Origin of the sequence: Enterococcus sp. E5-162 (genome assembly GCF_035725965.1) — a bacterium.
Classification (GTDB): domain Bacteria; phylum Bacillota; class Bacilli; order Lactobacillales; family Enterococcaceae; genus Enterococcus_B; species Enterococcus_B lactis.
Map to the genome: position 1 here is coordinate 172,091 of NZ_JAPRFV010000002.1, position 14,168 is coordinate 186,258.

At 37.7% G+C, this 14,168-nt stretch carries 14 protein-coding genes and 1 pseudogene; 10 read left to right on the top strand and 5 right to left on the bottom strand.

The genetic code is table 11. The features are described 5' to 3' along the window. The first annotated feature begins 11 nt into the window (after positions 1 to 11). A complete protein-coding gene (mutL, locus tag OZZ83_RS02980) occupies positions 12 to 2,120 on the top strand; it encodes a DNA mismatch repair endonuclease MutL (RefSeq protein WP_002309791.1) in 2,109 nt (702 codons plus the stop codon). 20 nt (positions 2,121 to 2,140) lie between these two features. After that, positions 2,141 to 2,701: a Maf family protein gene (locus tag OZZ83_RS02985; protein ID WP_002290524.1), complete on the top strand. Its 561-nt coding sequence runs from the start codon at positions 2,141 to 2,143 to the stop codon at positions 2,699 to 2,701. 84 nt (positions 2,702 to 2,785) lie between these two features. Here OZZ83_RS02985 and treP read toward each other — a convergent pair whose 3' ends face one another. After that, positions 2,786 to 4,774: a PTS system trehalose-specific EIIBC component gene (gene treP / locus OZZ83_RS02990; RefSeq protein ID WP_002329741.1), complete on the bottom strand. Its 1,989-nt coding sequence runs from the start codon at positions 4,772 to 4,774 to the stop codon at positions 2,786 to 2,788. A gap of 222 nt (positions 4,775 to 4,996) precedes the next feature. Between treP and treR the strand changes: the two genes are divergently transcribed. The 8 genes from treR to OZZ83_RS03030 all read left to right on the top strand — a co-directional run bounded on the left by treR (position 4,997) and on the right by OZZ83_RS03030 (position 10,951). Then, complete coding sequence (gene treR, locus OZZ83_RS02995; protein ID WP_002309789.1) at positions 4,997 to 5,710, top strand: trehalose operon repressor; 714 nt, start codon at positions 4,997 to 4,999, stop codon at positions 5,708 to 5,710. Between the two features lie 76 nt (positions 5,711 to 5,786). Next, complete coding sequence (gene msrB / locus OZZ83_RS03000; RefSeq protein ID WP_002309788.1) at positions 5,787 to 6,233, top strand: peptide-methionine (R)-S-oxide reductase MsrB; 447 nt, start codon at positions 5,787 to 5,789, stop codon at positions 6,231 to 6,233. Between the two features lie 168 nt (positions 6,234 to 6,401). After that, positions 6,402 to 7,004 (top strand): Holliday junction branch migration protein RuvA, encoded by a 603-nt coding sequence (ruvA, locus tag OZZ83_RS03005; protein WP_002309787.1) that lies wholly within the window; start codon positions 6,402 to 6,404, stop codon positions 7,002 to 7,004. Positions 7,005 to 7,016: 12 nt separating this feature from the next. Next, on the top strand, positions 7,017 to 8,018 hold the full coding sequence (ruvB, locus tag OZZ83_RS03010) for a Holliday junction branch migration DNA helicase RuvB (protein ID WP_325066007.1): 1,002 nt from the start codon (positions 7,017 to 7,019) through the stop codon (positions 8,016 to 8,018). Positions 8,019 to 8,046: 28 nt separating this feature from the next. Further along, a complete protein-coding gene (locus OZZ83_RS03015) occupies positions 8,047 to 8,625 on the top strand; it encodes a TetR/AcrR family transcriptional regulator (RefSeq protein ID WP_002290530.1) in 579 nt (192 codons plus the stop codon). Positions 8,626 to 8,677: 52 nt separating this feature from the next. Then, on the top strand, positions 8,678 to 9,160 hold the full coding sequence (locus OZZ83_RS03020) for a low molecular weight protein-tyrosine-phosphatase (RefSeq protein WP_002309785.1): 483 nt from the start codon (positions 8,678 to 8,680) through the stop codon (positions 9,158 to 9,160). Positions 9,161 to 9,276: 116 nt separating this feature from the next. Then, positions 9,277 to 9,651, top strand: a complete 375-nt coding sequence (locus tag OZZ83_RS03025; protein WP_002289815.1) for a hypothetical protein — start codon at positions 9,277 to 9,279, stop codon at positions 9,649 to 9,651. A 697-nt stretch (positions 9,652 to 10,348) separates the two neighbouring features. Beyond that, positions 10,349 to 10,951: a hypothetical protein gene (locus tag OZZ83_RS03030; RefSeq protein ID WP_002313962.1), complete on the top strand. Its 603-nt coding sequence runs from the start codon at positions 10,349 to 10,351 to the stop codon at positions 10,949 to 10,951. 434 nt (positions 10,952 to 11,385) lie between these two features. On the opposite strand, the pseudogene OZZ83_RS03035 reads toward OZZ83_RS03030, so the two are convergent. The 4 genes and pseudogenes from OZZ83_RS03035 to OZZ83_RS03050 form a co-directional block, all read right to left on the bottom strand. Then, positions 11,386 to 11,841, bottom strand: a pseudogene (locus tag OZZ83_RS03035) (transposase); the annotation flags it as partial. Positions 11,842 to 12,596: 755 nt separating this feature from the next. Beyond that, entirely contained in the window at positions 12,597 to 13,163 is a 567-nt protein-coding gene (locus tag OZZ83_RS03040) for a hypothetical protein (protein ID WP_002309782.1), read from the bottom strand. Positions 13,164 to 13,368: 205 nt separating this feature from the next. Further along, on the bottom strand, positions 13,369 to 13,521 hold the full coding sequence (locus OZZ83_RS03045) for a cyclic lactone autoinducer peptide (RefSeq protein WP_002335130.1): 153 nt from the start codon (positions 13,519 to 13,521) through the stop codon (positions 13,369 to 13,371). Beyond that, entirely contained in the window at positions 13,493 to 14,092 is a 600-nt protein-coding gene (locus OZZ83_RS03050; protein ID WP_002313964.1) for an accessory gene regulator B family protein, read from the bottom strand. Before OZZ83_RS03050 ends, OZZ83_RS03045 begins: the two co-directional genes overlap by 29 nt. Positions 14,093 to 14,168 lie beyond the last annotated feature (76 nt).

Below are 14,168 nucleotides of genomic sequence, written 5' to 3' on the forward strand. Positions count from 1 at the left end.
GGCGGATATCGATGGCCAAAATCCAAGAATTATCTGAACGTTTAGCTAATCAGATCGCTGCGGGAGAAGTAGTGGAACGACCAGCTTCTGTCGTGAAAGAATTAGTGGAAAATGCAATTGACGCCGGTAGTACTCAGATTGATATCTTAGTTGAAGAAGCGGGACTGCGGACGATCCAAGTGATTGATAACGGAGAAGGCATTTTGGCAGACGACGTAGAGAATGCCTTCAAGCGGCACGCGACAAGTAAGATCCATAATCGTGACGATCTTTTTCGCATACGAACGCTGGGCTTTCGAGGGGAAGCTTTGCCAAGTATTGCCTCTGTTTCTGAGATGATTCTGGAAACGGCGAATCAGGAAGAAAAACAAGGTACTTATCTTTTGCTCAAAGGTGGCGAGGTCATGGAGCATCGGCCAGCACCTCTGCGTCAAGGAACGAAGATTACCGTCAGCAACCTGTTCTTCAATACGCCAGCCCGCTTGAAATACGTGAAAACACTGCATACAGAATTAGCGAACATCGGGGACATCGTCAATCGTCTGGCATTAAGTCATCCAACAATTGCTTTTCGTTTAGTACATGATGGAAACAAAATGTTGGCAACTGCTGGAAATGGCGATCTGAAACAAACGATTGCGGGAATCTACGGATTATCTACCGCTAAAAAAATGTTGAAAATCGAAGGAAAAGATCTAGATTTTGAGTTATTTGGTTATGTTTCATTGCCAGAGGTGACTCGTGCCAGTCGGAATTACTTATCGACGATCATCAATGGACGTTTTATCAAGAATTTTTCCTTAAATAAAGCAATCGTTGCAGGTTATGGATCAAAATTAATGGTCGGCCGTTTTCCTATTGCTATATTGGAAATCAAGATGGACCCGCTTTTAGTCGATGTAAATGTCCATCCGACGAAGCAGGAAGTCCGGTTGTCGAAGGAAAAAGAACTAACAGAGCTAATTAGTAACGCTATTCAAAAAGCATTGTCACAAGAAAACCTGATTCCAAGTGCCGCGGATAATCTACGGTTCAAGAAAAAAGTACCAGATCAGCCTAAAACGGAACAAATCGAAATCGATTTGTCCTATGCTTTTGAAGAAGAAAAACCTAAAAAGCCAAGTAGTTTGAATTTTGACCGAGAGACAGGAACCTTTTTTGTAGAAGAACCAAAGAGCACATTTGTTGACAGATCTGTTGATAAGTCTGTGGAAAATGTTGAAAACTTTTCTGGCTTTTCTGAAGGAAACACTAGTTATCCAGAAAAAACAGCGAAAACGGTGGATAAGTTTGGTGAAAATGTTGATAACTTTGTAGAAAAAACAGTGGAAAAATCTGAAAAGAAAGAAATTCCTACTGTGGATAACACGAAAGAAACAAATAAAGAACAGATAGATATATCCTTAGAAGAGAATGAACAGATTTACGAGGAAGAATTGACACTGCATCCTGAATTTGATTTCACTCACGGAAACGACAAAACATTAGAACAAGCGATCAAGAAACTAGAAACGGAAACACCAGTTCAACGTTTTCCTCAATTGGAATATTTTGGACAGATGCACGGAACGTATCTTTTTGCCCAAAGTAGCGACGGATTGTACATCATCGATCAGCATGCTGCTCAAGAGCGTATCAAATATGAATATTTCCGGGAAAAAATTGGGGAAGTATCTGATGATCTACAAGAATTACTTGTTCCATTTGTGTTGGACTATCCAAACAGTGATGCTTTGAAACTAAAAGAGCAAAAGCATTTGCTAGAAGATGCAGGGATTTATTTAGAAGAATTTGGTCAAAACAGCTTTATTGTACGGGCCCATCCTACTTGGTATCCCAATGGTGAAGAAGAATCGATTATTCGCGAGATGATCGACATGCTATTGACGACAGGAAGTGTGAGCGTAAAAAAATTCCGTGAAGCAACAGCAATCATGATGAGCTGTAAACGATCGATCAAAGCCAACCATTATTTGAATGAAGCACAAGCACGTGTGCTGCTGAAAGATTTAGCACAATGCGAAAATCCATTCAATTGCCCCCATGGCCGCCCAGTATTGATTCACTTTACCAACTCGGATATGGAAAGAATGTTCAAACGGATCCAAGATCCGCATTAAGTCAGAGAGAAGAGGGAAACATGAAGATTATACTAGCGTCCCAATCACCAAGAAGAAAAGAGTTATTGGCTCACATCGTTTCAGAATTCGAGATCGAACCTGCTGATATTGATGAAACGCCATTTCCAGACGAACTGCCAGTCGATTATGTACGCAGAATGGCTGAAGAAAAAGCACGAACTGTTTGGGAACAAAAAGAAAAGAAAGACAGCTTAGTGATTGCTAGCGACACGACTGTTGTTCTCAACCAGGAGATCATGGGTAAACCAGAAGATATGGCTGAGGCTGAAGTCATGTTGAAAAAATTAAGCGGGGAAACACATACTGTATACACAGCAGTTGTTTTAAAAACAAAGGAGCGAGAAGAACGAATACTAGCAGAAGCACATGTCACTTTTTATCCACTGACAGATGAAGAAATCAATCGTTACTTGGAGACGGGAGACTATGCGGATAAAGCAGGGGCATACGGCATCCAAAATGCTGCCAGTGTATTCGTCAAAGAAATTTCTGGAGATTACTACAGTATCGTAGGGTTTCCGATTGGTGCTGTCAATCAGGCACTGAAAACATTCAATTAAACAAAAAAAGCGGACTATCTGATTTTCGATTGAAATCCATGATAGCCCGTCTTTTTTATTGAAAAGATTACTTATCTACTCTGACTAAGATTTTACTTCAGCGTTACCGACTGCTTCGCCTGGGCGAACAAGTCCTGATTGGTCAAGGGATAGACCAGCAACTTTTTCGTTATTAGTTAAAGCAACAATAATGTCAGTTTTCTTACCAGCTTGTTCTATTTCTGGCAATTCCATTTCAGCAATCAGAGTTTCTGGTGTGACAAGATCTCCTTCTTTCACGAATACAGTGAAAGGAACGCCTTTTAGTTCAACGGTATCTAATCCCATGTGAACGAGTACTTCCAGCCCCTCATCAGAAAGAATACCAATGGCATGTTTTGTTTCAAAAACACTCGTCACTTTACCATTTACTGGTGCATAGACTTTGCCATTTGACGGTTCGACAGCATAACCGTCACCCATCATTTTTTGTGAGAAAACTGGGTCATTTACTTCAGTAATTTCCTTGATGTTCCCAGCAGCCACTGCGAATAATGTTTCTTTTGTTGCAACTGCCGTACCAGTTGCTGAAACAGGTTCAAAAGACTGTGGCATTGCTGTTGCACCATTCGCTGTTTGAAGCTGTACATCAGCAGCATTTTCAGGAACAGCAGGATCAATCTTATTCAAGATTCCCTGGCGTCTAAAGACGATCGTCAAGCCAAATGGAATGATGATAGCGATGATCATTGCGATGATGAAAGGTACCCATGTTTCTGCTTGGATAGCTAGTATTCCTGGTAACCCACCTACTCCGATCGCGTTTGCTCGAACATCCATCAAGTTGGCAAACATGCCAGCTAATCCAGAACCGACCATTGCTGCGACGAAAGGATAGACGTATTTCAAATTGATCCCGAACATAGCAGGTTCAGTTACGCCTAAGTAACAAGAAATCATTGCTGGAATCGAGATTTGTTCTTCTTTTTTGTTTCCACGATGCAAGAAGACGATGGCTAAGACTGCAGAGCCTTGGGCGATATTTGATAAAGCAATCATCGGCCATAAATTCGTTGATCCGAAATCTGCAATCAGCTGCATATCAATCGCATTGGTCATATGGTGGAGACCAGTAATTACTAAAGGTGCATACAGGAACCCGAATACAGCACTAAACAACCAGCTGATAGAAGACGTCAACCCGGTATTTACGATAGTTGAAATCCAGCTTCCGACTGTCCAACCGATAGGACCTAAAATAACGTGAGCAGCTAAAACAGTTGGTAACAATGAAAACAATGGAACAAAGATCATTGAAATCGACTGAGGGATATATTTGCGGAAGAAGATCTCTAGATACGCTAACATAAACCCTGCCAGCATAGCTGGAATAACTTGTGCTTGATAACCGATCATTTGGACTTGAGCAAAACCAAAATCCCAAAATGGAATATCTGCTGCAGCTGTGGAAGCTACACTATAAGCATTTAATAATTGCGGAGAAACTAATGTAATTCCTAAAACGATTCCTAATATTTGTGTAGTACCCATCTTTTTCGCAATACTCCAAGTGATACCTACTGGAAGAAAATGGAAAATTGCTTCACCTGGCAGCCATAAAAAGGCATTGACGCCATTCCAAAATTGCGAGTGTTCAACGATCGTTCCACCAAGACTTTCAAACTGGATACCTTCAAGTACATTTCTGAAACCAAGGATCAATCCGCCGACGATAATTGCAGGAATCAGTGGTGTAAAGATTTCTGCCAAGACGGCAATGGCGCGTTGTACGGGATGAAGGTTTTGTTTTGCTGCTGCTTTTCCTTGTTCTTTAGAAACCCCTTCAACTCCGGATACTGCAACGAAGTCGTTATAAAAAGTAGAAACATCATTTCCTATGATGACTTGGAACTGCCCAGCATTCGTGAACATCCCTTTCACACTAGGAATATCTTCGATTGCTTTTTGATCTGCTTTTCCAAGATCATTTAGGACAAAACGCATACGAGTTGCACAATGACTAACTGCAGCAATATTTTCTTTTCCGCCGATATCATGTAGCAGTTTCTCGGCATCTGCTTGATACTTTGCCATATCAATAAACCCCTTTCTTTTAACTTGTCTATGCAAGTTACTTCTTCGTTTACTATACTTTTTTTCGGGAAGAATTGCAAGCGTTTTATCCAAAAATGTCCAGAAAAATGATATCGTTTTAAAAAGCATAAAATAAGCTTTTCTTAAAAAGAGGAACATTGAAATACAAAAAGAGCTGTAGTATAGTGAAGAAATGATGGAAGAACGAGTGAGGGAAAAAACATGAACAAGTTCAATGAAATTTTTTTAGATTTGGAACAGAAAATTTTAGCGAAAGAATATCCTCCGCATTCGCTTTTGCCTAGTGAGAACCAATTGATCAAAATCTACGGTGTTTCACGAGAAACAATTAGAAAAGCACTGAATCTTTTGACGACGGAAGGATATATTCAAAAAAAACAAGGAAAAGGGTCGATCGTACTAGATCGAAACCGCTTTGATTTTCCTATTTCTGGGCTGACAAGCTATAAAGAGCTACAGGAAACCCAACGTATTCCAAGTGAAACGATCGTTCATACGTTAGAAGAAACAGAAGTAACAAAATCACTGAATGAGATTACTGGCTGGGAGATTGGTGCACCTGTCTGGCATTTGATACGCGAAAGAAAAATCGATGGTGAAGTGGTTATATTAGATACTGATTATCTATTAAAGGAGATTGTTCCTCATTTAACCCCAGTACAAGCACAAGGGTCGATCTATGAATATTTTGAAAATGAGCTTTCTTTAACGATTGCTTACGCACAAAAGGAAATCACAGTAGAAGAAGTAACAGATATCATGAAAACAACGATGGATCTTCACGATGACACTTACGCAGTAGTCGTCAGAAGTCTTGTTCATTTGGAAGATACCCGCTGTTTTGAGTATTCTGAGTCGGTACACCGATTAGATAAATTCCGTTTCGTTGAGTTTGCCCGGCGCCGAAAAGTGTAAATGATTCGAAAGAAAGCAAATTGTTGGCATCTGTCTGCTTTGGCGCTATGATAGGAACACAAAGGGGGCATTTTTAATGGATAAACCAACAAGACCAGAAAAAGAAGAACTGAAAGAAAAATTATCACCGATGGCTTATGCAGTCACACAAGAAAATGCAACAGAACGTCCATTTACCGGAAAATACGATGATTTTTACGAAAAAGGGATCTACGTCGATATCGTCAGCGGCGAACCGTTATTTAGCTCTGCGGAAAAATATGACGCTGGTTGTGGCTGGCCATCATTCAGCAAACCAATAGCGAAAAGACAAGTACGTGAAAAAGCCGATTTTTCTCATGGCATGCATCGAATAGAAGTCCGAAGCAAAGAAGCAAACTCTCATCTCGGACATGTATTTACCGATGGCCCAGTAGATAAAGGCGGTCTGCGTTACTGCATCAATTCTGCCTCACTAAAATTCATTCCCTATGAAAAGATGGATGAACTCGGTTATGGCGAATACAAATCACTGGTAGAATAATGAAAATACAAAAAGAGCGGTACAATACGGGGATTCACTCGATCGTCCGCTCTTTTTTATTCAAGCGATTGCTATTTGAAAGAAACGCTCCCCAGACTCCTTTTTTCACAAGGTGAAATGTGCTACAATAAAGGGAACGTATGTGTGCAAAAGAAAGAGGACTAGAATATGTATGAATATCTGACAGGTGTGGTTACCTTTATCAACCCCTATTACATAGTAGTAGAAACCAATGGTATCGGCTACCAGATCGCACTAGGAAATCCTTACCGCTACAGCAGCAAACTAAATCAAAAAATAAAAATTTATGTCCATCAGGTGATCCGCGAAGATGCACATCTTTTGTATGGATTTGATTCTTTAGAAGAAAAACAACTGTTTTTGCGATTAGTCAGTGTTTCAGGAATCGGTCCAAAAAGTGCTCTTGCGATCATGGCAAGTGAAGACCACTCCGGTTTGATCCAAGCAGTGGAATCCAGTGATGTCACTTATTTGACAAAATTTCCAGGGGTAGGGAAGAAGACGGCGCAACAAATGATCTTGGATCTAAAAGGAAAATTTGGTGAGCTGAGTATCGATACGCCCTTCAGTCTATTCGATGAAGCAACTACAAAAGACGCTACCGCTCTATCTGAAGCAATGGAGGCTCTCTCAGCTCTTGGTTACAGTGATAGAGAAATCAAACGTGTAGAAAAACAATTAAAAGAAGTCGATAATCAGACAACGGATGAGTATTTACGCCAAGCACTCAAGCTGATGATGAAAAAATAAGGAGGAGACCAAATGACAGATGAATACTTGTTATCACCAGAAACTGGCAAAAATGAACTGAGTTTGGAAAAATCTCTTCGTCCGCAGTTGCTTTCTCAGTATATCGGGCAGAGAAAAGTCAAACAAGAGCTTCAGATCTACATCGAAGCTGCCAGAAATCGGGAAGAACCATTAGATCATGTTCTGTTGTATGGGCCTCCTGGATTAGGGAAAACGACGATGGCTATGGTCATTGCTAATGAGATGAACGTGAACATTCGTACGACAAGCGGCCCCGCTATCGAACGTCCGGGTGATTTAGTAGCGATCTTAAATGAACTGGAAGCAGGGGATGTCCTATTTATCGATGAGATCCATCGATTGCCTAGAGTAGTAGAAGAGATGCTTTATTCGGCCATGGAAGATTTTTATGTAGACATCATGGTAGGACAAGGACCAACCGCACATCCGGTCCATTTTCCTCTTCCTCCCTTTACTTTGATTGGGGCGACGACGCGAGCAGGTATGCTTTCTGCACCTTTACGCGATCGATTTGGCATCATTTCACATATGGAATATTATGACGAACAGGATCTGCAGGAGATCGTTTTACGTTCTTCGGATATTTTTCAAACAGAGATCATTCAAGAAGGGGCATTGGAAATTGCTCGCCGATCGCGAGGAACGCCTAGAATCGCGAATCGCTTACTCAAACGGGTTCGTGATTTTGCGCAAGTTCAAGGAGACGGGAAAATCGATCGTCCTATAGCAGATCAGGCTCTTACTTTGCTACAAGTCGATCAAGCTGGTTTGGATTATGTTGACCAGAAATTGTTACGGACGATGATCGAATTATATGGCGGCGGACCCGTAGGATTAAGCACGCTTTCCGTAAATATAGGAGAAGAACGAGAAACAGTCGAAGATATGTATGAACCGTACTTGATCCAAAAAGGATTTTTAAAGCGTACACCTAGAGGGCGAATGGCTACGGCTTATGCTTATGAACATTTCGGATACGACTATCATATGTGATTTTTGCTTTTAGATTGGAGGAAAATGAATGAGTGATACAACACGTACGAAACAATTGATCAAAAACGTATTGATTGATTTGTGCCAAACACAATCTTTTCGAAAAATCAGCGTCCAAAAAATCGCAAATGAAGCAAAAATCAATCGTCAAACATTTTATTATCATTTTACAGATAAATACGATTTGCTTCGTTGGGTCTATTGTGAGGATGCCTTGCATTATTTAGACCCGCAATGTCTTACTCTTGATAATTGGGAAGAGCAAGCATTGAAAATGCTGAAAGCAATTGCTGAAAAGAAAGAGTTTTACGCAAATACTGTGCTTTCTGACCAAGAAATTTTACAAAAAGAATTCTCTCAACTAATCCAAAAATCTTTTATCAAGATTTTTGAGCAAATGGATGAAGAAAGACAGCTTTCTGCAAAAGATAAACTATTTTATGCTCGTTTTTTTTCTTACGGTTGCAGCGGCGTGTTAGTCAATTGGATCACGAATGAATATGAAGAAACACCGATGGAAATCGCTATGCAGCTTTTCCGTTTAGCTAAGGATACGGAGTTATACTCTTATCGTCTTTATGCAAAAGAAGAGTTGGAAGAACAGTAATAGAAATAATCTTTCGTTGAAAAAGCCATGATCGTTAAAAGGAGATGGGAAAATGACAAAAATTTTATTTGTTTGTTTGGGAAATATTTGCCGTTCACCAATGGCAGAAGGCTTGTTGAAGAAACGAATAGCATCAGAAGGAAAGGAAGCAGAGTTTTTTGTGGATTCTGCTGCTACAAGTACGTATGAAGTTGGAAAGACACCGCACCCTGGAACGAAAAAAATATTAAACCAAGAAAATGTAGATATGACGAATATGGTTGCTCGTCAAATCACACCCCACGATTTTGAAACTTTTGATTGGATCATTGGCATGGATCAAGAAAATGTAGAAGAACTGAAAAGAAGAGCACCACGCTCAGCACAGGAAAAAATCCATTTGTTTTTAAGTAGCATCCCTGGAAAAGAAAAAGAAAATGTTCCTGATCCATACTATACCAATAACTTTGATGAGACATATCAATTGATCACAGAAGGGTTAGATCATTGGTGGAACATTTGGATGGATGAAAATAAAATAACAAACAATTTCTAAGATTAGCGCTTTCTTTTTTTAGAGATGTTAGAGCATTTCCTTGTTTTTTTGTAAAATGTTAGGTAAAATAAGATTAATTAAGTAACACTTTCTTAGCTAAAGGAGGAGTGCATTCGATGAACGAAGAGACAGTATCACCAATGAAGAAGCTTACGAAGTTAGTTACTCATACCTCGTATCAACTTTTTGATTCTTTTGTAAATGACACTGAAGAACATGCTAAGAATGTACGATTGCAAGGAAAGTTTATTCTTGAGCTGCAAAAAGCTGCGACTGAACATAGTTTAGTTATCTTACAAGTAAGAGCGAATCGTTTGAGTAGCAAGTATGAAACGATCTCAGGTTGGGTGGCGACAAAAACGGTCGAAAAAGACCGAGTAATGATCCGCCTACAAAACGAAGAGCAGCAGATCCGCATGGTTCCCGTAGAACAAATTGAAAAAATAACAATCCTTTCGCCAGCAGGAGAACAGGAACGGTTATCAAAATAATTTATACCAGATAGAAAAGCACGTATGAGCTTGTACCATCAATCATTACTAATCAAAAATAACCGAATGCTTTAAGCGGATATCGATAAAACGAAACGTTTTACGATGAGTATCACAGCATGAGAGCATTCGGTTGATTAGTTGAATCGATTGTATGGGACAAGTTTTTTTGATAAAAAAAGGTCCTGCTAGCCGGGGAGCTAGCAGGATAAGGAGTTAAAAATGAAAAAGTGTTGTTAGGGTTGTTTGTTGGTATGCTTATATAATAGTCATTAGTTGTGAATATTTTGTGACGAAAGTTTTCGAAAGTTGTTAAGTTTTTTTGCGAAATTTATTTTTATATCATGTATTTGTCTAAAATTTTATACTATAAAAAGATACGTTGTGCAATCAGCTACCCTTTGGTATTAGTGCAAAAAACGGTAAAATAGCTCCTTATATTTTGCTGTTTTGCTTTTCTAATACTTAAGCCAAGGCGCTGATTTCACAACCTTTTTTTACAAATCAAGCGATTCCCATGAGTCAAGAACTATCTTTTCTTCAAAAAGAAATAATAGGAATAGAAGCCTTGATAGTTGCGATAAAATAAAAATGGATAGATAAAATTCGAGAGAAACATGTATTGACGTAGCAGATGAAAGGGTCAGATTTGTTAGTGTATCAGGAGTGCCGTTAGAAGAACAAAAGGAGAGAGAAGATGGAATTATTAGAAAAAGAAACTGTTAGTTTATACTTAAGACATGATTGGACTCCATTCCATTATGTTTTTTTAAAAGAGGAAAAGTATAGTGGGATAAACAGTCATCAGGAAGCAGTTTTAGAATTTCTTAATTGCTCAAACAGGTTTCGAGAGTGTCTGCGTCTGATGTGGAGTGATAGAAATCCTATGAAAATAGATCATGAAGCATATGCTCGTAAATTTCATGAGCTTAACGAAGAAAAAATCAACTATACGGATATCCGATTTTTTGACAAGATGAAAGAGTACCCTATTTATGTGAATAAAGAAATGATGAAGGCGAAAAGAGTCACCCCTAAAGCATTATGGGCTGAGGATGGTATCTATCGGACTTCTTTTCTTAATGCACCTCAAGGAGCGGCAGGAACGGAAGAAGAATTTAACCAGTTGAATGATCGTCTTTTCCCAGATAAAGATCATCTGCACATTTACCTTTGGAATAATGAATTTACGAATTATTATAATAATGGTCGTTATTGGGATGGCGCTTATGTGTGGTCAGTGTATGACGAAAAAAGAAAGCGATTTACTGTTTTCGATGCTACACTGGTATTGGATTGAATTACTTCATATAAATTTTTGAATTACCATGTGATTTCTTTCGTCAGTGTAATTTTCAAATAACTGTTCAATCGTTAGCTCATTTTCTAAATTTACTACGAGTATTGTGCCCTGATTAATTTGATTTATTAATAAAATTTAGTTAATAGAGTGATAGAAAAAAGCTTCTTACAAACCGATTTCTCCCTTAAATCCTCATTATACAATGATTCTTTCTAATCGACTTGAGGAACTATATCCATTGGAATAGAATAAACTACATCAAATATACTGATAAATTTTCTTGATAGAAATATATTAGTGATGTTAGTATCATATCTTAAACATCTTTTCGTAAAGACAGAAATAAATTAAACTTATCTACGAGAAGATGTTGTAAACGGCCAAGTTAAAATGTAGAAAAGGGGATGCGGACGTTTTCTTGCACCTTTATTCTATAAAATACCTAACTGTTTACGATAATCTATCGAGCTAAGTCCAACCAGCGAGCATTTGATTTGTTTCTGATTGTACCAAAGAATATACTCGTCTAACTCAGCGATGAATTGATCAATAGAGACCAATTTCCAATCATGACCATAAAAAAATTCATTTTTAAGACGACCCAAAAATCCTTCACAGGCTGAATTGTCTGGAGAATATTCTTTCTTTGACATTGAACGAATTAAATTGCCTTGTTTCATTCGTTCAATCCATCCTGGCCAGCGATAATGTGCTGCCCCACGATCAGAATGAACAATAGGAGAGTTCCCTGGACTCAAAGTAGCCACGGCGTTGTCTAACATAGAATTGACCATTTCAGCATTCGGTTTTGTACTTATAGTCCAACTGATAACCGCACCGTCAAAACAGTCGATTATAGGTGACAGATACACTTTTCCTGAAGGAATGTATTGTTTATTTTTCTCTGTAGATAATTTATTTCTAGCTAAGTAATATAATGAATAAAAAATAGAGATCAAAAACTTAAAAGTTTTTGACCCAATAAATTTTTCAAGCGACTCTATCTTGCACAGTCTAATTGACCTTTAATACAGTCTATATTTGTAGAGAATCAAAAAGCCCAACAAGGCATGCTCCGTTGACCTTTAAAAAAGTAACTTTCTGACCTAATTAATTGTGCTACTAAAAGAGCTGTGAAATGAGAAATAAAAAAGGGGGCAAAAACTTTTAAGTTTCTGACCCTTTTGATTTATTTCTTTTACTTACTTCTTAAAACTATCTAAAATCATTTTTTTTACTTAGATGTCGCTCATTTAATGTGAACCCAATAACAGCAACTAATAGCGCTATAACTGAAAGTATAACATCGTAAGAAGTTATATCATGAAATCTAAGTATAGGTGAAACTAATGTAACAAGACTGCACAAAAATATTCGTTCGCTCCTATGAGATTGCGGATCATACGTCATACTTTTCCATGTTACATTTACGATATTTTTGCGTAGCAAACATGTCCACAAAACAATCACTAATAGGATAGTTACGACAATTAGAATCCACGCAATCAAACCATAATACTTAATTTGCTGTATTAGAGAAGATGCTATTACCAAAAGAACATATAGTCCAATCAACCCTATATATCTCTTTTTCTTATTATTAGCCATCGCTAAACACCCTCTCTTTAAATGCACCGATTAATTAGGAAGCTTTCCAAGTTACATGATCTAAATACATATAAATTGCACCACCTGAAGGATGCGCCTGAACAGCTGTAATGGATTCTTTACAACGACTTCTAAAGCCATTGAAGCCAAGTCCTACAAAACCGCCAACAATACTACCAGGTATTCCACCTAGAGCGCTTGAAAAGATTGCTATTGCATCTCCAATTGCTCCCATTCCATAAGTTTTATTAAACATTGCAATTAAATTTTTACCATCTGCTGTTGATGTATATCTTATTTTAACACCAATATAGATAATTGACGAAGTATATCGAAGATTAGGACTGTTTGGGTCAAGAATATGTTCATTTCCATTCTCGTCAATTCCTATAATTTCAAAATTTTGAAAATCATTTTGATCTAAAATAGAAGATGCTCCCAATGTTTGGTTCAATGTTACCGGTAATGTAGTTGAATTTGTAGTCGTAGCAGTGGATGTTGGAACCTCTGCCGCTGAAGCAGTTACAGTTGGAACAACTGTCGATCCAATAATAGAAACACCCAGTGTAGCAACAACAATTTTCGACACAGTTTTTAACATAAGTACACCTCTTCATTATATAATTTTTAACTAAATCTCAGGACTAGAAATTTCTTTTTTATTCCTCTTTTCACCTCAGTATTATCCTAAAAAATAGTATTTGATAAAGAATAAATATTTAATAAAATAGAACACAAGCTCAGAAAACAACCTAGTTTTTTAACAGATTATCTTTGCTTCTGATAAATTGTCGTTTAACCTATGTCTATTTAACTATCTCTTTTAACTCGTCAGGCATATCAGGTTCATAAGTCGCTAAAAAACAGCAATTTTGAATTGAATGACTGAAAATACTTAGTGCTAGAGTTGCTAAACATCCTAAAAGAACTCTATTCAACTTTAAAACTTTTACCAACACGATACCTCCTCTTTAATTCATTAAGTAATACCAATAAGTTACTGATAAAAACTCCCCAAACCATGAATACCGTTAGGTCTGTAAAAGGTGATAAAACACAAAGAATTAGAATATTGATAGTTGTTAAGAGAGGTTTTATGCGACTGTGATTTCCTACATCCTTACCAACGTATTTAGTATATGAAGGAGCAAACCGCCATGTCACAGCGATGAAAGTAATCGACACAATAACCAACCCCAATAAAGAGAACCTAAAATTCATCCAGTTTAAAAGAACAGCTGAGATAGGGAAACTAAAAATCCCAAAGAGAGTACATATCAAGCTGTTTTCAAAATGAAATCCATAGTTATTATGTCTCAAAATGCAAAAAGTAACATGAGATAAAAGCGTTTCCAAAAACACCCCGAAAATAATAGCACTTAGATATATGGCGAGCGCTTTAGATAAATTAACAATTAGAATTGTCAATCCATAATTAATTTTGAGAGAATCTTCTCTAGAGAATTCAAAATAGTTTACCATTTTTTTTAAAAGCAAATCAGATAATCTCTCTTCGATACTATTTCCCATTGGATTGCTCCTCTCTTACAAAAACAATGATAATACAGAAATTGAATCGACAACGAAACTTTCAAAAGAAACGGTT